The sequence below is a fragment of the Vibrio glycogenivorans genome (assembly GCF_051660965.1).
In the GTDB taxonomy this organism is placed as follows: domain Bacteria; phylum Pseudomonadota; class Gammaproteobacteria; order Enterobacterales; family Vibrionaceae; genus Vibrio.
On sequence record NZ_JBPVIS010000002.1, the window covers coordinates 724,735 to 742,019 of the forward strand.

Here is a 17,285-nt window from a genome sequence, read left to right on the forward strand (position 1 = left end):
ATATAAAAGAACAGCACTTATGGTAGATAGCGGAAACTCCTACTCGGAACGCGTGTCTCGTCTCGTAGGATGGGGGCACTGGTTTGCGTTTTTCAATATTATCGCAGCCATGCTTATCGGAACACGTTACATTGCCCAATCACCATGGCCAGAGAGTCTGCTAGGACAGCTGTATTTGGCTATCTCATGGGTTGGGCATTTTGGCTTCTTGGTATTTGCCCTCTATCTGTTGGTGCTGTTTCCACTCACTTTCTTAGTGCCCTCGAAAAAACTGTTCAGGCTGCTCACAGTGTTGTTTTCAACCATCAGCTTGACGGTTTTATTGATCGATACCCAAACCTATCAGTCGATCAGCTTGCACCTCAATCCGGTGGTGTGGGAGTTATTGTTTACGGATAACTCATCGCCCGTCAGTCGTGACTTCCAGCATTTGTTTATCGTGCTGCCGATGATCTTCCTACTCGAGCTTGGTCTCTCCGAGTGGGTGTGGCGTAAGCAACGCAAATTAAGTCATCGCCATATTGGCCGCCCGATTGCTGCGGTGTTTTTTATCTGTTTCAGCTTAAGCCACGTGATTTACGTTTGGGCCGATATCTCGTTCTACGAACCGATTACCAAACAACGCGCTAATTTCCCGCTGTCTTACCCAATGACGGCCAAGTCATTTATGGAAAAACACGGCATCCTTGATCGTGAAGAGTACCAAAAGCGCCGCCAAGAGAGCGAAGCACGCGCGGACGAAATCAGCTACCCACTCGAGCCACTGGTGTTTGAGCGCCGGGCTAACCCGCTCAACGTACTGCTGATTAACGTCAACAATCTGCGTGCTGACGCGCTCAATCAAGAGGCAATGCCGTTTACCGCTCAGTTTGCTGATAATGCCCTAAACTTTACCCGCCATTACAGCTCAAGCAACGATGTACAGGGCATGTTTGGCCTGTTTTACGGCCTGCCGACCAGTTACTTGGGCAGTGTCGCCAATCAAGGCGCCGACTCCATTTTGCTGTCTACGCTGGGCAACAATGACTATCAGTTTGGCTTGTTTAGTGACCATAGCTTCAACTTTGATTTATACACCAATTTGATCTTCCGTGACCTACCGGTTGAGGAGGGTCTCAAGGGTGACCGCCTAATAGAAACCTGGAGTCAGTGGGTTAGCGAGAACAGTGGTGCCCCTTGGTTTAACTTTATCGAGCTAACCACGGTTGAACAGTTTAATGCCATGGAAGAGCACCAGGGCTCGACGCTCGATAAACTTAAACAAGGCTATGTACAGTCCGTCAAGCAAGCTGATAAGCAGCTAGAGCAAATCCTCGCCCAGCTTGATGTATTAGAAGTTCGTGATGAAACGGTGGTCATCATCACCTCTAACCACGGCATCGAGTTCAATGAGACTAAAACCAACAGTTGGGGCGCTGGCTCAAATTATAGTGATTACCAGTTGTCGGTGCCTCTGGTTATCAAATGGCCGGGTAAGCTCGCCGCTGAGTATACCCACTCTACTAGCCACTTGGATGTCTCTGTCACCCTAATGGAAGAGCTGCTGGGCACCTCATCAAACCCAAGTGATTACAGCAGCGGTCGCAACCTATTTAACGAACGCAAGCGTAAGTGGGTCATCGCTGGCAACAATAACGAGTTGGCTCTACTGACACCAAGCAAAACCACCGTGGTGGATCGCTATGGCAACTACAAGGTCTACAACGAGAATTATCAGCGCCTCAAGGATGAGAGCCCAACGCTGCCGGTGTTGATGCAGGCCCTGACTGAGCTGCAGCGCTTCTATAACGACTAGATTGGTCAGAGTTTGTGCAAACGAGCTGGCAAATCGACAATAATGCGATTTTAATCAATCTCTTACCCATTGACGTTCGATGATGAGGTGGTAATATCAATCCCATCGGACTGTAGCGCAGCTTGGTAGCGCACCGTCATGGGGTGTCGGGGGTCGCAAGTTCAAATCTTGTCAGTCCGACCATATACCGCAAGGGGTTAGCTTAGGCTAACCCCTTCCTCGTTTTAGGCCAAGCGAAATGCCAAAGTTAGTGGGTCACCACTTTCGAGAATACATTAACAATCACCGTGCCGAGCAAAATAAAGCTCATTCCGATGATCGCTGGCATATCCAACTTCTGACCAAAAACCATCCAGCCGATACCAGCGACCAACACGATGCCTGCGCCACACCAAATTGCATAGGCAATTCCGACTGGCATGACTTTGACAACTTGTGCCAGGGCGGCAAAGGCGGCGGCGTAACACGCCAGACAAATTAGAGTTGGGATTGGCTTGGTAAAACCTTCGGTCTTGGTTAAGAAGCTGGTTGCAATCACCTCAGCGGCAATGGCAAATGCAAGTAGAAAATAGTGCAAAATATTCCCCGTCTATTCGGTCGGTACTGTTTGTGTGTGGTAACGTGCTTACTGTGACTGCTTAAGCGCGCGAAAAAACGCCTCTTCTGGGCGCTGCTCTAGCATCTTTTGCTTAAACCACTGAGTAAATAAGGTCACCTTGGGCGGCGATAAATGGCGATTATAGGTCAAGAAATGGCTATCGCTGGCGCTCATTACTTTATCACTGATCGCGACCACCTCACCACTCGAGAGTAACGGAATCGCATTCAAAGAGCGACACAACATCACTCCGGCGCCCTTAGCAACCAGCTCTAACCCCATCATACTGCTGCCGACTTCATACTGCTTTTTCGGCGCTCCGCACGAGAGCGCATTGCTCGCTAACCAATCCGGCCAGCCTTCAGCATAACCACGAACGTAAATCCCCGGCAGCAGATCAAACTGGCCCTGCTCCAACTCTTGATGGTAACGCTCACGAAACCCCGGACTACAGATAGCCAACCAGTACTCTTTACAAATTAACTCACCATAATCACTGCCATTGGGCTGACCATTGACAATCTCGATATCGACCAGTGATTGATTGTCATCCAATTGTGGCCAGTCATCGGTATGCAGACGAACGTTGATATAGGGGTGCTGCTTATAAAAGTCGTCGAGCATGGGCACTAACCAAAAGTAGGCAAACGAGGTATTGACCTTAATCGTCAGTTGCTGCGGCTCACTTTGATAGGTTAATGCTTGAGTCTGGTTGCGAATCGCGAGCAGTGATTGATGCACCGTAGGGTAGTACTTGTGCCCTTGAGTTGAGAGTTTAAGTCGGCGTTGCTCGCGATTAAACAGCGCAAAGCCTAAGAACTGCTCAAGCGCCTTGATATGTTGACTCACTGCAGCCTGAGTCACATGCAGCTCTGCTGCCGCTTTAGAAATAGAATGAAGTCGAGCGCAAGCTTCAAAGGCCACCAAAGACTTGAGTGGAGGCAACATAGGCGGTGATCTCTTAAGGGATAGTGCGGTCAAACTAGACATGAACTTTTACACGCGGATGAATAAATCGTGACGTTAGTTTTACTTATAAGCATGACGCTGACATGTCGGGTTAGTTTAGAAAAACTTATATAAATCAGACAAAAAAATGCTTTAGCTGTAATTTTTACTTAATTCTCTGCTTCTAACTTATACCCCAACTTAATTGGCAAAACGCCACACCGCTTAATCATGAAATGGAGAATATCATGAACAAATTGATGCTTGCTGCTGCGACTGCTGCAGTATCGTTGACAAGTATTTCGGCCTTCGCAAAGCAAGAGCTGACTGTCTACACAGCATTCGAGATTGAACAGATTCGCGCCCTGGAAAGTGCCTTCCAAGCTCAGCACCCGGATATCAAGCTGAACTTTATGCGCGATTCAACCAGCGTTGTGACTGCACGCCTGCTGGCAGAAAAAGAAAACCCACAGGCAGATGTCATTTGGGGTCTTGCGGCAACATCAATGATGGTTCTTGATAAGCAGGATTTGCTGGCTCCATATGCACCAGCTGAGCTTGATAAGCTGGATGAAAAGTTCCGTGATAGCCGTGAAGTACCACACTGGATTGGTATGGACGCATGGATTGCGGGCATCTGTTTCAACACCATTGAAGCGAAAAAACACAACCTTGAGGCGCCAACGTCTTGGGCTGACCTGAAAAAGCCTGAGTACGCGGGTCATATTGTCATGCCTAACCCGGCCTCTTCTGGTACTGGCTTCCTAGACGTATCAGCATGGCTGCAACAGTTCGGTGATGAGCAGGGTTGGGAGTACATGGAAGGCCTGCACAAAAACATTGCCCGCTACACTCACTCAGGTTCTGCGCCATGTAACCTAGCGGCAACGGGCGAAGCAACCATGGGTATCTCGTTTGCCTTCCGCGGTGCAACACTGAAACAGCAAGGTGCGCCAATCGATATGATCTTCCCATCAGAAGGTGTGGGTTGGGATATGGAAGCCGCTGCGATTGTCTCGGGTACCGACAAGCTTGAAGCGGCGCAAACCCTACTTGACTACGCGGCGTCAGCAGACGCGAACAAGGTGTACAACCAGTTCTACCCGGTTATCGCCATCAGCGATCTAGCACAGCCAGTTGAGCATTACCCAACCAATGCTACTGAAATCATGATTGAAAACGATTTCGTTTGGGCATCAGAGAACTACGACTACATCATCAATGAGTGGGTTAAACGCTTTGACGGCAAGTCAGACGCGAAATAATTAGCCACTACGTTCCTAACAGGGAATCAGTTCTCACTAGGGGCTCACATGAGCCCCTTTTGTCTCCATTCCCCACCCTATCAATAGCTGCCTGCTCAGAGTATCAACACCGTGAACAATACCAATTACTTGTCCGTTAGCGACCTGTCAAAACACTTCGGCGACTTTACTGCGCTCGACCGTATCTCTCTTGATATCAAAGAGGGTGAATTTATCTGTTTCCTTGGCCCTTCAGGCTGTGGCAAAACCACCTTGTTGCGAGCGATTGCCGGTTTAGAGTTGCCAAGCGACGGTCAAATCACGCAAGCGCAGCGCGACATTACCCTGTTGCCACCTGAGCAGCGCGATTTCGGTATTGTCTTTCAGTCTTATGCCCTGTTTCCAAACCTAACGGTGGCCGACAACATTGCCTTTGGCCTGACCAATCAAGGCATGAAAAAGCCCCAAGCAATGGAGAAGGTGCGCCAATGGCTTGAGCTTGTGGATTTACCTAATTCAGAGCATAAATTTCCCGCGCAGTTGTCAGGGGGCCAGCAGCAACGCGTCGCCCTCGCACGTGCGCTTGCTCTCTCACCTGGCCTGCTGCTGCTCGATGAGCCATTATCTGCACTGGATGCTAAGGTGCGTGCTCACCTACGCCATGAAATCTGTCTACTGCAGAAGAAACTCGGCATCACAACCATCATGGTGACCCACGATCAGGAAGAAGCCTTGACCATGGCCGATCGCATTGTAGTAATGAATCACGGGGTGGTAGAGCAAATAGGTACGCCGCGCGAGATTTATCACCAGCCGGCGTCGGAGTTTGTCGCTGATTTTGTTGGCACGATGAACTTCCTTGAGGCCAAGCATCAGCAAAATAATCTGCTGGCTATTGATGATTACCGCTTCACTACTCCAAAGCAAGTCAGCACCGACTCGGTTAAAGTTGCGCTTCGCCCAGAGCAGATGCGCATTCATGCTGATCTCAATACTGGTATCCAGGCACAGATCAAGGCGTTTGAATTCCTCGGCTCATTTATTCGCATTGACTGTCAGCTAGCCTGCAATGAACAACTGGTTCAGGTGGATGTGAGCTCTGAACAACTTGACGCGCTCGAGCTAGACATTGGCCATTACTGCACCTTGAGCTGGAAAAGCGAGGATGCACTAATTTTTGGTGAGCCTGTCTGCAAGGAGCAAGTCGTTGAGGAGAACGCCGCATGAGTCTTCAAGCAACACTGCCACATTCCAAGCTTGCTACAACCTCATCCGCGCTAGTGACCCGTTTCAGACGCATTAGCCGTGACCAATGGGTGATGAGTCTGCTGCTGTGCCTAGCGGCACTGTTGATGATCTTCGGCCTTATCGCGCCATTATGGGCGATGTTTAGCAAAAGTGTGCAAAACAGTCAGGGGGAGTATATTGGTTTCGCCAACTATGCCAATTACCTTAGCAGCCCTGCACTGACTCAATCGATTTATAACACCCTATTTATCGGCGTCACAGTATCAATTATTGTAGGCCTGCTCGCGTTTGGTTTTTCTTACGCACTCACGCGCACCTGCATGCCATTTAAGCGCACCTTTAAGGTTATGGGTAGCCTGCCGATTCTTGCGCCATCATTACTGCCTGCCATTTCCTTTATCTATCTATTCGGTAACCAAGGCATTTGGAAGTCCTGGCTAATGGGCGAGAGTATCTATGGTCCCATAGGGATCGTCCTTGGCCTGGTATTTTGGTGTTTTCCTCACGCTGTCTTAATCATGTCAACGGGCCTATCCAATGCTGACGCGCGCCTGTATGAAGCAGCCCGCGCACTGCGCACCTCCCCGCAGCGTACGTTTTTTACCGTCACACTGCCTGGCGCCAAATACGGCGTGATGAGTGCGATGATCGTTATCTTCACCCTAGTGGTGTGTGACTTTGGTGTCGCCAAGGTGATTGGCGGTCAATACAACGTGTTAGCGACAGATATTTATAAACAGGTTATTGGTCAACACAACTTTGCCATGGGCGCGGTGACTTCGGTGATCCTGCTCCTGCCTGCCGTGTTGTCGTTCGGGGTTGAAACCCATATTCGCCGCAAGCAGCAAAGTATGATCAGTGCGAACGCGGTCATTTACCAGCCGCAGCCAAACCGGGTCAAAGATACCCTCGCATTGGTGTTTTGTAGTGCCATTGTGTTGGCGATTCTTGTCGTCATCGGCATGGCTTTTTATGGCTCTTTGATCAGCTTCTGGCCATACAATAAAGCACTGACGCTGAACAACTACGACTTTGAACGCTTTATCAGTTACGGCTGGGCACCCTTCTTCAATTCAGTCAAAATGGCACTGCTTGTCGCGGTAATTGGTACCTTGGTGACCTTTATCGTCGCTTACTGTGTTGAGAAAGGTCGCGCTATGAAGCCTTTGCGTAACGCACTGCACCTGATGGCTATGATGCCTATGGCCGTACCAGGCATGGTTCTGGGTTTGGGTTATATCTTTTATTTTAACTCCCCAAGTAACCCGCTCAATGGTCTCTATGGCACCATGACAATTTTGGTATTGTGTACCGTAGTGCACCTTTACACTGTCGGTCATATGACAGCAATGACCACTTTGCGCCAGATTCCAGCAGAGATAGAAGCGGTTGCGGCATCACTTAAGATCTCGCAATACAAAGCGTTTTTTAAGATCTCACTGCCACTTGGGCTGCCAGCTATTCTCGATATCGGCAGTTACTTGTTCGTTAACGCGATGACCACAACCTCCGGCGTGATCTTCCTGTACACCACCGATACGGTATTGGCCTCAATTGCCGTCATGCACCTTGATTAAATGGGCTACACGGCCGCTGCGGCGGCGATGGCGGTGATGATCATGCTGAGCTCTGCAGTGGCACGCATCATCCATAGTGTGATCAGTCATGTGCTGATTAAGCACACTCAGCGCTGGCGTTATCGCTAAACCATCTGTGACTCGCCAATAACGGTAAAAACGGTACCGATGGATATCGGTACCCATTCAAGAACTCTCTCTAAGAAATACAGCCTGAGGCTCGCCAAACGCGAGCCTAGCTCAGGAGCTATTATGCAAACTCAATCAATTAATACACCGACCCCTCTCATCATTTTTGACATGGATGAAACCCTGATCGCCAAAGATCTCAGCGTTCTCTGGCACCACTACCTTGTCCATGAATTAAACATCGCCGCTGCCGATTTCCTTGAGCAAGATAAGCATCATATGCAACGCTATTATCAAGGTGCAATGGATATGGATGAGTACATTGCGTTTAGTCTCGCACCGCTGCGTCACTATACGGTGGATCAAATTGACCAATTTGCTGCGCAATTCGTCGCCTCTCATGCCGCTCAATATATCTACCCAGAGGCGCTTGATTTGATTAAGCACCTGCATAAACAAGGGAAAGCGTGCATGATCATCTCAGCCACGATATCGTTGCTGGTCAAAGCAATGGCAAAACACCTAAATATAGAGTTTGCTGAGGGGGTCAATCTTGAAATTAGTGATAATTACTACACTGGCAAGATTTCTGGGACCCCAAGTTACCAGAAGGGCAAGGTGATCAGACTTCAACAATGGCTCGAATCGCAACAAGGCAGATATGAGGCAACACACTTCTATTCTGACTCGATTAACGACCTGCCCCTGTTACTTGAAGTCCCTAATCCTGTGGTGATAAATGGCTGTCAAAAACTTACTCTAGAAGCACAGAAGCGCAACTGGACTCAAGAGAAGTGGTCACTCTAGTTTTGGTGGTTGTTCAACAAAATATCGCTCCACAGCAACAGAAGGATTAAAAAACCTTTTAAACTGTGTGTAAATTAAGCAAACAAGCCCAACTAGGGTTTACAAGCCAAACCAACCCCATTAATATAGCGGCCACAACGGAGAGATGGCTGAGTGGTTGAAAGCACCGGTCTTGAAAACCGGCATACGTTAATAGCGTATCTAGGGTTCAAATCCCTATCTCTCCGCCACCTTTAGAAAAGGCCACTGATTATCAGTGGCCTTTTTGCTTTTCTATCCCCTAAACATAAGCTAAACATCATTGCTGATGGTAGCCATATACTCACGCAGTTATTGCATCGCCAAACCATAAGTACAGCTCATCACTTGCGCCGCTGGTGATTTGAACAATACTCATTTAGGTGTAACCCATAACAAGGAACAGGGTATGAAACACCTAATCATAGTTTTATCGCTCGGTCTTTCTATCGCATTACTGCCACTCAAGGTATTTGCAGCCGGGCATTATCAAATCGACTCAACGGTTTCTACAGTCAGCTTCGCGACGATCAAAAAGCAGTACATATTAGAGCCTGCCGTTATTACTGGTTTATCAGGCAGCCTTGATGAGAGTGGCAATCTTTTAGTTGCGATTCCTATTGGCAACATCGATACCGGTGTTCCAATTCGTAACGAGCGTTTGGGTGAGCTATTTTTCAATGTCGCCGATTTTCCACAGGTAACGGTGCAAGCAACTGTACCTGCTGAGCTGCTAAGTGGAGACAGTCTGGTTACTCAAGCAACTGTCCCGGCAAGTGTCACCATGTACGGTAAAGACCAAGACATTGACTTCAGCCTAAATATTGTGCGCTTTGGTGATGTCATGTCCGTTTCCAGCACTAAACCTGTGATTATCGACGGTGCTAGCTTCGGCATTCCAACTGAAAGCCTAGCCGCCCTATCGAACACCGTTGGTGACATTGCTATCTCCACCAGCGTGGCGGCGAGTGTGTCGCTTGTTCTCAGAAAATAGAGGAGATTGACAGTAATAGATCTAGTTTTGAGGCTTTAAGCGCATAATTTGTTCAAACGAATGATAAATCCATATAAATGACCAGATTGGGGTTTACAACACAAGATAACCCTTATAATATGCCCGCCACAACGGAGAGATGGCTGAGTGGTTGAAAGCACCGGTCTTGAAAACCGGCATACGTTAATAGCGTATCTAGGGTTCAAATCCCTATCTCTCCGCCACATTCGAAAGCCCTGATTTATCAGGGCTTTTTTCGTTTATGAGTACTAAAATAGTACGTATGAATTGGCGGACCTGCTCAAATCACACCGCTTGACTTAACACGCTAGTGCGTGTGTGAAACATCATGAGTAACATGGTGTTCATGCCACGCTTCATACTTGGTACGCGCAGTGACCGTCATCCATCCATAAACCAGACCGATGGCGCAATAAAGCAGCTCTGTAAACCCTGCAATGGCATAAGTGGCCCCGGGCACATACGACATAAAGCCAAAGAAGATGCCTGCCCCAACAAACAGGGCTGGAACAAAGTCAAACGGGGGTAATCGCTCTAGGCAAATACAGGGGACGACGACAAAGAAGATCGCCACTGGCACCGCCCAAAAGCCTAATGTACCAAACTTACCTGACAGCTCCATGATGGCAACAGACGCAATGATCCCCGCGATGTAGCCAAAGACCACTTTCTTGCCACCTTCTAGCGTGCAACCCGCCATAAAGTACATCGCCCAAGTAATGAAAGCTATCCAGCCAAAGCCTAGATTGTCGAAAGGTAACGTTGGCGCAAGCAGTTGATCAAGCACTTGAATGGTAAACGCCAATACTGCAACCATTATTGGAATTACGATAAAGTTTTTAAATTTCATGGCTATTTTCCTTAAGCCAACCGGCTTGTTCAGTTAGGTACAAATCGTATCCTTGCTCGGGAGTAAGGTTGTCATGCACCACCCCATTCACCGCTTTGAGCATTGCTACCGGACATTGAGACTGGAAGACATTGCGCCCCATATCAACGCCAGCTGCACCTGCTTGTATCGCTTGATAAGCCATCTTCAGCGCGTCGAGTTCGCCCACCTTCTTCCCGCCTGCCACGACGATCGGGACTGGGCACGCCGCGACCACTTTATCGAAGTCTTCGCAGTAATAGGTCTTCACTATATGCGCGCCGAGCTCGGCTACCACACGCGTGGCTAACATAAAGTACCGAGTGGTCCGCTCCATCTCTTTACCCACAGCGGTAACCCCAAGCGTTGGGATCCCGACCCGCGTCCCGGCATCGACTGCTCTAACCAAGTTCTCCAGACTCGAGCATTCGCCCTTAGCCCCAACAAATACTTGGATTGCTAGGCACGAAGCATTGATCCGCAGCGCATCTTCAAGATCCACCCCGGCTACCTCATGACTCAAATCATCTTTTAACACCGTACTGCCCGCACTGGCGCGCAAAATGATCGGTTTGTTGTGGGTGGGTTGAATACAGGTGCGCAGTGCGCCGCGTGTTGCCATCAGTGCATCGGCGTGATCCGCAAGGGGATCAATGGTCAGGTCAAGCCGCTCCAAACCCGCAGTTGCCCCCATGATGTAGCCATGATCAAATGCCAACATCACACTGCGCCCGCTCTCGCGGCGAAAAATCCGGCTAAGCCTATCTTTCATTCCCCACTCGACATGATCCATCCCTTTTACAAAAAATGACTCACTGCGCTGCGCTATGCCCAAGCCATAATCTTTGGCAATTTGATTGCCATCTTTATCAGCCATGCGCTACTCCTTATTACTCTCAAAGTACAAGGCAAACGACTCAAACATCATCGCCATACTGACTGCCCCTGGGTCAAGATGACCCACCGATTTTTCACCTAGGTTTTTTGCTCTGCCTCTTGTTGCCTTCATTAACTCAGTCTCATCGGCACCACGTCTAGCGGCGTTAGCTGCAGCAGAAAACATCACTGTCAAACCTTCTCCCTGCTGTGATGATTCCTCTAGGGCTACCACCGCTGGGATCAAGGCATCCAACATGGTTTTATTGCCTAACTTGGCATGACTAAACTGCTGAACTTTATCCAGCGCGAGACGAAAGGCACCGGCGACCTGTGAAGGAGAAAGGTGCTCCTCCACCAATCCCTGGGCGAGTCCGACATAAAAATTGCCAATCAGCATGCCTGCCGAGCCTCCGTCTTGACTCATGATCTGCCAACCCAAGTCGTCTATCTGCTTTTTCCAGTTTGGGTTTTCTGAACAAAGACAAGACTCAATCACCCGGCAAACCCTCAACACGGTTGTGCCATGATCACCATCGCCAGTCTGCCCATCGAGATCATTGAGATAGCCGGCCTTAGCGGCCATCCGCTGCGCTGCGTCTCTCAACATGCTGCTCAGAACGCTCTGTGTGAAATCACTCATATTGCCTCCTTGCCAATATCAATCCACCTTAATTTAGGTAATAACTCGCTATGACAGCTCAAACTTGTGCTGCCCAAAGAGTGGATAGATAAAGTGGGTGATGCGCACCCACTAAAGCGAAGGTGCGCGCAATGATTTTATTGTTGGGTCCAGTATGGCGCACTGCATGGTGCGTCCCACAGCGATAACGTCTCGCTATCAAATTTACCAATGCACATCTGGAAACCCGCCATCTCTTGAACCGTGAGCACTTCCTCGACTTTGCAGCGTGCTACCGTGGTTTGCTTATCACCAAGCGCCAGGTGACAAGCCCTAGACACAATCAACATTTCCATCAAGGTGGTTGCGCCTGAGCCATTGATCATCAGCATCAGGTCGTCGCCTGCTTGCACATCGATGGCCTTGCATAGCTGCTCTAGCATGATATTGGCGGTATCGTCTGCGGTTTGCAGCTTCATTCGACCGCCACCACCCTCACCATGCTGACCCATGCCGATCTCCATCTCATCATCGGCTAAATCACCAATTTTCATTCCTGATTGAGGGTGAGTCGCATTACTCATCGCCACTGCCAATGTGGCCATTTGCTGATTAAACGTCTGCGCAACGCGATAGACCTCATCCAGTGATAAGCCTTGCTCTGCTGCCGCACCCGCTATCTTGTAGACAGGGACACAACCCGCAAGACCTCGACGATCTTCCTCTGGCACATCAAGCCCTGCACTAATATCCTCATGCGTTAGCAGCATTTTGACCTTTATGCCTTCGCGCTTGGCCATTTCCATCGCCATATTAGCGGCCATCACATCACCTTCGTGGTTTAGCACAACAAACAGGATCCCGGCTGGGCGATTGGCCAACTTAAGCGCTTCAAACACCTTGGGCGCCCCTGGCGCAGCAAAAATATCGCCAACGACAGAGTAATCGAGTAGACCCTCGCCTACATAACCACTGAGTGCCGGTTCGTGTCCCGCGCCGCCTAATGTGACGATCGCCACCTTATCGGCTGACTTGGGAGTCACTCGGGTAACAATTTTTTCGCTGACGACTTTCACTTTATTAGCGAAGCTCATCGCCAGGCCTTGCAGTAGTTCGGTGGTCAAGTTTTCAGGATCATTCATAAATTTTTTCATGCTTAGCGTCCTTCTTTATCGTTACACGTTCTGCGTTGCACAAATTGCGTTACACATATTGCATCAGCTCAACTGGAGCTTCGTCTTCCATCACAAAGGCAATTTTGAGCGATTCATTGGCATAAAATGGCTCAATCAACACCTTCTTGCCTTGCATTGCACGATCAAGATCATCAACTTCATAGGCAATGTGTGCGGTGTTTTTTAACTCGTCTGGCATTGGGCTACCGTCAACAAAGCGTAACCACTCAATTTTGTGCTCACTTTGAGAAAAATCCGTGGTATACACACCAATTTCGGCATTAAGGGTTTCATTCGCGTGCTTGTTGCTGGTCGGGATCCCGACATGATTAAATTTTTTCATCATACCCACCTTTGCTGTCCAACGTTCGAACCAAAGAATAGCGAGTTAAACTCAAGCTGTATGTGACCAATATCGCTTTAGAAAACAAGACTTAAGCCACTGAATTTAGTGAATATTTAATTTCACTTCATCGAGGGATGGGGCAAGTGCAACAGACGTTTTCAGCCTACTATTCCAAGCAACTGCAACAAGCAAAACTGAAATTTTGCGGGGTTAAAGAAGTGTGGCTTGGCAAGTGCAACAATGGCTTGAACATCGCTGACGATAAACACAGTGCAAGTGCAACACGTGATAGATTTCACAGGAATTAAACTTGCTCAAGGAGTAAGCGATCGATTTGCTCAATGTCTAATTCTGGGTAGAACTGAGTTAAGAATTTTTTGCACTGAGCGTCACTCCAGCCCATCTCCTTAATCTCACTAATCAGTTCATCATAATGACGCTCGACGATCTGACGATGGAACTGTTTACGATATTGCGCCAGTTGTTGCGCCATCTGCGGCTCATAGCCATAAGGGCCTGAGTTGCGACTGATCTCGCGGCTGATGGTTGAGCGGTGTACCTTTAATAACTTGGCAATCTCCGACTGACACTTGCCCTCTTTGCGCATCGCCCAGATTTGTAACCTCTGCTCTTCACTAAGTTGTTTATACATAGCAACCGCTCACTCTAATCAACTGAGTTTAAAATATACCGTTCTGCCGATTAATTATCTGTGATAGCAATTCATCTAAAACAAAAAGCTCCACACTCTTGGAAAAGTTGTGGAGCTCATATGATGTTTGCGAACTAAAGGTGAGGCTACGAACCCACTTCACATCGCCTAATGACTGTGCGTGCCCATATCTTGCCTAAACCGGAGCCTAAGATGATCAACACCAGCGAGACCAAGTGAAGCGAGGTCAACTCAACGCTGCTGTGAACTACGGCTAATAACACCATCGAGAGCAACGGAGTCAGGTAAGCTAGTGCACCAACGAATCTTGGGTCACCATGGCGCATAGCGTAATCCCAAGTATAAAAACTCAGCCCCATTGGACCCAAGCCAAGCATCAACACATAAATCGCATCACGAATAGCCAGGTCTGGCAGCACTTGGGAAGACAGCGAAAAAACCACCAGCGATACGATGCCGGACACACCACAAATACCTGCAACGGCTGAGCTCGGCATCGCAGTGTGGCGTCGGTTAGACAGGGTATAAAACGCCCAAAGTAGCGCAGCACAAAATGCCTCGCTATAGCCAAACCAGTAATCACCGCTGTAATCGACACCATTGCCGGTCATCACGATGACCACACCAACAAACGCCATCACACCACCGATAACATGCCCTGCATTTAACCTCTCACCGCCAAATAACGGCGAGCCAAGAACAATAAACAGCGGCCATAAGTATTGGATCATGTTGACCTCAACGGCCGGCGCTCGACTAAAGGCGTCGAACAAGAGGAAGTGATAACCAAACATCCCTACGATTGCGCTGACCCACACTGACAGCGGCATACGCCAAGTACGCCAATAACGTAACCCAGGAAGCGCTGCTATCAGCAAAACGGCACCAACAGTAAATAGCGCTGGTACATGATTTAACGCTAAAGTAAGGCTTGCCAGCGATGACCACATAATAATGGTGGCCAGTGCTGACAATATCGGTAATGCACTTTTCATTAAGCTTTCACTATGTTGTGTTCAGGGCCAAACTTAAATCCAGTGATGTTCTCGCTGCCCTGCTCTTGTACGATCAGAATATCGTGCTCACGATATCCACCTGCGCCAGCCATGCCTTCCGGTAGCATCAGCATTGGCTCCATGGAAACCACCATACCCGGTTGCAGCACAGTTTCAATATCTTCTCTTAGCTCTAAGCCTGCCTCACGGCCATAATAGTGGCTGAGCACACCAAATGAGTGTCCATAGCCAAAGGTACGATAGTCGAGTACGCCGTAGCCTCGGTAGATTTCGTTCAACTCCGCCGCGATATCACAGCATCTGGCACCCGGCTTGATCAGCTCAAGACCTCTTCGGTGCACTTCACAGTTAATTTGCCAAATTTTTAAGTGTTCATTACTACAATGGTCAAGGAACAGCGTTCGCTCCAGTGCGGTGTAGTAACCCGCTATCATTGGGAAACAGTTGAGGCTAAGAATATCGCCCTTTTGTAACTGTCGCGTCGTTACCGCATTGTGGGCGCCATCGGTGTTGATCCCCGATTGGAACCAGGTCCAGGTATCGCGGATCTCAGTATGTGGGTAGGTCTTGGCGATCTCACGGATCATGGCATCAGTCGAGGCGATCGCAATTTCATGCTCAGGCACGCCCTCGGCGATCGCTTGTTTACAGGCTTCACCACCAATGTCAGCAATACGGGCGCCGTTGCGGATAATTTCAATCTCCTCAGCACTCTTGACCATCCGCATCTTCATCACATCAGCGCAAACATCGACAAACGTCGCGCTTGGAATCGTTGCAGCAAGCTTATCGCGCATCACTAATGGCAGATGATCGCCCTCTATCCCGACACAACGTTCGGCACGGCTCAAGGATTTGATCGCACGGAAGTAGTTGTCCTGTTTCCAGTCGGTGTAAACAATGTTGTCACCAAAGCTGCGTCGATGACCTAGGCCCCCATCAATATTGGCAGTGATAGTGACCGAGCGCTCTTGAGTCACATATAAACCGAACGGGCGGCCAAATGCATAGTAAAGATAGTCGCTATAGTAATTAATATTGTGATATGACGTGAACAAGATGGCATCAATCTCTTTTTCCGCCATCATTTTTCTTAACTTCGACAATCTCGACTGCATCTCTTGTGGAGAGAATGTGCCTTTTACCTGCTCACCATTTTTTATTTCAAGAATATCTTTCATCTCTAACTCCGTTGACTCTCGGCTCTTTATTTTATAGAGACCGGTTATTCGTTAGAGATTAGATTGAGACATTTTATTTATAACAACAAACAGTGTTTACTAATGCACTGATAACCATTTCTAATTTATATTGCCTTTGCCATTAATTTATTAATATCACACTCGTGCTCAAAATTTCTTGAAACTCGTTCAATCCAATCAATAAACTCGGCCACTTGTTTATGCTCAAGCAAGCCCTTTTGGCAAACTAGATAAACACTCTGATCCGGGGTAACTTTACGCGTTAGGGGTACCAGATTACCCTTGGCCACCTGCTGGGCAACTAAAACATGCCTGCCTAGCGCGACACCTTGTCCGGCAAGCGCTGCGTTAACAACTAAATCCGCGCGGTTAAAGCTATAGCCTTTTGAGGTATCAATATGTTGCAGTTGATGCTCCATCAGCCATCGCTGCCAAGATGTCGAAAGCTTAGCTTGTGGTTGAGAGTCATGCAGGAGAGGAACATGGGCAAGGTTACTCAGGTCATCTAATTGATAACGCTCAACCAACTCAGGCGTTGCGACCGGATAGATATAATCTCTAAACAGCTCTTTTTGCAACATCTGCGGCTGATCACCGAAGCCATGACTGAGGCTGATATCAAAGCAGTTATGGTTGCTATCTGGCTGATTTAAACTTGCGACCAAATTGACTACAGTATCCGGGAAGCGCTGATAAAAATCACTCAGGAGAGGCAACAGCCAACAACTGGCAAACGAAGGCTGGCAACACAGGCGCAGCACTGCTTCTTGATCTGCTTGGCTGGTATTATGAAAGGCATCATGGATCTGATTAAGTGCACTACTGACAAGCGGTAGAAGTTGGCTGCCCCTTTCCGTCAGTAGTAGCTGCCTTGGTTTTCGGTAGAATAATTTATAGCCCAAACGCTCTTCTAGCTGAATCACTTTTTGGCTTACCGCACTTTGCGAAACGAACAGCTCCTCTGCAGCCAAGGTAAAACTCAAATGCCTAGCGGCAGCTTCAAAATAGCGCACTGCTTCTAAAGGGGGTAACTTCATCTTAAGCCTAACTCCTATCCTCTGTATTACAATAATAACTTCTCTTAAGCAGTCATTTACTCACATCCTTTCCTCTCACAGCAATTTAGAT

The 17,285-nt window shown here is 48.4% G+C and carries 16 protein-coding genes, 3 tRNA genes and 1 pseudogene; 9 read left to right on the forward strand and 11 right to left on the reverse strand.

Annotation, left to right across the window (positions count from 1 at the left end):
- Positions 1-19 precede the first annotated feature (19 nt).
- On the forward strand, positions 20-1,795 hold the full coding sequence (locus tag ACSTTG_RS07845) for a DUF3413 domain-containing protein (protein ID WP_438474368.1): 1,776 nt from the start codon (positions 20-22) through the stop codon (positions 1,793-1,795).
- Between the two features lie 106 nt (positions 1,796-1,901).
- Positions 1,902-1,978 (forward strand) — tRNA-Pro (locus ACSTTG_RS07850).
- 64 nt (positions 1,979-2,042) lie between these two features.
- Here the strand turns inward: ACSTTG_RS07850 and ACSTTG_RS07855 are convergent.
- Positions 2,043-2,372 (reverse strand): SMR family transporter, encoded by a 330-nt coding sequence (locus tag ACSTTG_RS07855; protein WP_438457794.1) that lies wholly within the window; start codon positions 2,370-2,372, stop codon positions 2,043-2,045.
- A 48-nt stretch (positions 2,373-2,420) separates the two neighbouring features.
- Positions 2,421-3,341 carry a LysR substrate-binding domain-containing protein gene (locus ACSTTG_RS07860; RefSeq protein WP_438474369.1) on the reverse strand — a complete coding sequence of 307 codons (921 nt, stop codon included), beginning with the start codon at positions 3,339-3,341 and terminating at the stop codon, positions 2,421-2,423.
- 248 nt (positions 3,342-3,589) lie between these two features.
- Here ACSTTG_RS07860 and ACSTTG_RS07865 point away from each other — a divergent pair, with 248 nt between their 5' ends.
- The 7 genes and pseudogenes from ACSTTG_RS07865 to ACSTTG_RS07895 all read left to right on the forward strand — a co-directional run bounded on the left by ACSTTG_RS07865 (position 3,590) and on the right by ACSTTG_RS07895 (position 9,582).
- Positions 3,590-4,606: a putative 2-aminoethylphosphonate ABC transporter substrate-binding protein gene (locus ACSTTG_RS07865; protein WP_438474370.1), complete on the forward strand. Its 1,017-nt coding sequence runs from the start codon at positions 3,590-3,592 to the stop codon at positions 4,604-4,606.
- A 111-nt stretch (positions 4,607-4,717) separates the two neighbouring features.
- Positions 4,718-5,812 carry a putative 2-aminoethylphosphonate ABC transporter ATP-binding protein gene (locus tag ACSTTG_RS07870; RefSeq protein WP_438474371.1) on the forward strand — a complete coding sequence of 365 codons (1,095 nt, stop codon included), beginning with the start codon at positions 4,718-4,720 and terminating at the stop codon, positions 5,810-5,812.
- Positions 5,809-7,539: pseudogene (locus tag ACSTTG_RS07875) on the forward strand (putative 2-aminoethylphosphonate ABC transporter permease subunit). The gene ACSTTG_RS07870 and the pseudogene ACSTTG_RS07875 overlap by 4 nt, the downstream one beginning before the upstream one ends.
- A gap of 123 nt (positions 7,540-7,662) precedes the next feature.
- Positions 7,663-8,346 carry an HAD family hydrolase gene (locus ACSTTG_RS07880; RefSeq protein ID WP_438474372.1) on the forward strand — a complete coding sequence of 228 codons (684 nt, stop codon included), beginning with the start codon at positions 7,663-7,665 and terminating at the stop codon, positions 8,344-8,346.
- A gap of 139 nt (positions 8,347-8,485) precedes the next feature.
- A tRNA-Ser gene (locus ACSTTG_RS07885) sits at positions 8,486-8,576 on the forward strand.
- A gap of 197 nt (positions 8,577-8,773) precedes the next feature.
- Positions 8,774-9,358: a YceI family protein gene (locus ACSTTG_RS07890; protein ID WP_438474373.1), complete on the forward strand. Its 585-nt coding sequence runs from the start codon at positions 8,774-8,776 to the stop codon at positions 9,356-9,358.
- A 133-nt stretch (positions 9,359-9,491) separates the two neighbouring features.
- A tRNA-Ser gene (locus ACSTTG_RS07895) sits at positions 9,492-9,582 on the forward strand.
- Between the two features lie 104 nt (positions 9,583-9,686).
- Here the strand turns inward: ACSTTG_RS07895 and ACSTTG_RS07900 are convergent.
- The 9 genes from ACSTTG_RS07900 to ACSTTG_RS07940 all read right to left on the reverse strand — a co-directional run bounded on the left by ACSTTG_RS07900 (position 9,687) and on the right by ACSTTG_RS07940 (position 17,194).
- A complete protein-coding gene (locus tag ACSTTG_RS07900; RefSeq protein ID WP_438457787.1) occupies positions 9,687-10,229 on the reverse strand; it encodes a DUF1097 domain-containing protein in 543 nt (180 codons plus the stop codon).
- Positions 10,219-11,124 (reverse strand): 3-hydroxy-5-phosphonooxypentane-2,4-dione thiolase, encoded by a 906-nt coding sequence (gene lsrF / locus ACSTTG_RS07905; protein WP_438474374.1) that lies wholly within the window; start codon positions 11,122-11,124, stop codon positions 10,219-10,221. Before lsrF ends, ACSTTG_RS07900 begins: the two co-directional genes overlap by 11 nt.
- A 3-nt stretch (positions 11,125-11,127) precedes the next feature.
- Positions 11,128-11,766 carry a dihydroxyacetone kinase subunit DhaL gene (dhaL, locus tag ACSTTG_RS07910; protein WP_438474375.1) on the reverse strand — a complete coding sequence of 213 codons (639 nt, stop codon included), beginning with the start codon at positions 11,764-11,766 and terminating at the stop codon, positions 11,128-11,130.
- Positions 11,767-11,903: 137 nt separating this feature from the next.
- Positions 11,904-12,899, reverse strand: a complete 996-nt coding sequence (locus ACSTTG_RS07915) for a dihydroxyacetone kinase subunit DhaK (protein WP_438474376.1) — start codon at positions 12,897-12,899, stop codon at positions 11,904-11,906.
- 49 nt (positions 12,900-12,948) lie between these two features.
- Positions 12,949-13,263, reverse strand: a complete 315-nt coding sequence (locus ACSTTG_RS07920) for a VOC family protein (protein ID WP_438457783.1) — start codon at positions 13,261-13,263, stop codon at positions 12,949-12,951.
- 307 nt (positions 13,264-13,570) lie between these two features.
- On the reverse strand, positions 13,571-13,918 hold the full coding sequence (locus ACSTTG_RS07925; protein ID WP_438457782.1) for a helix-turn-helix domain-containing protein: 348 nt from the start codon (positions 13,916-13,918) through the stop codon (positions 13,571-13,573).
- A gap of 146 nt (positions 13,919-14,064) precedes the next feature.
- Entirely contained in the window at positions 14,065-14,934 is an 870-nt protein-coding gene (locus ACSTTG_RS07930; protein WP_438474377.1) for a DMT family transporter, read from the reverse strand.
- Complete coding sequence (locus ACSTTG_RS07935; RefSeq protein WP_438457780.1) at positions 14,934-16,136, reverse strand: M24 family metallopeptidase; 1,203 nt, start codon at positions 16,134-16,136, stop codon at positions 14,934-14,936. Before ACSTTG_RS07935 ends, ACSTTG_RS07930 begins: the two co-directional genes overlap by 1 nt.
- A gap of 125 nt (positions 16,137-16,261) precedes the next feature.
- Positions 16,262-17,194, reverse strand: coding sequence for a LysR substrate-binding domain-containing protein (locus ACSTTG_RS07940; protein WP_438457779.1), 933 nt, complete (start codon positions 17,192-17,194; stop codon positions 16,262-16,264).
- Positions 17,195-17,285 lie beyond the last annotated feature (91 nt).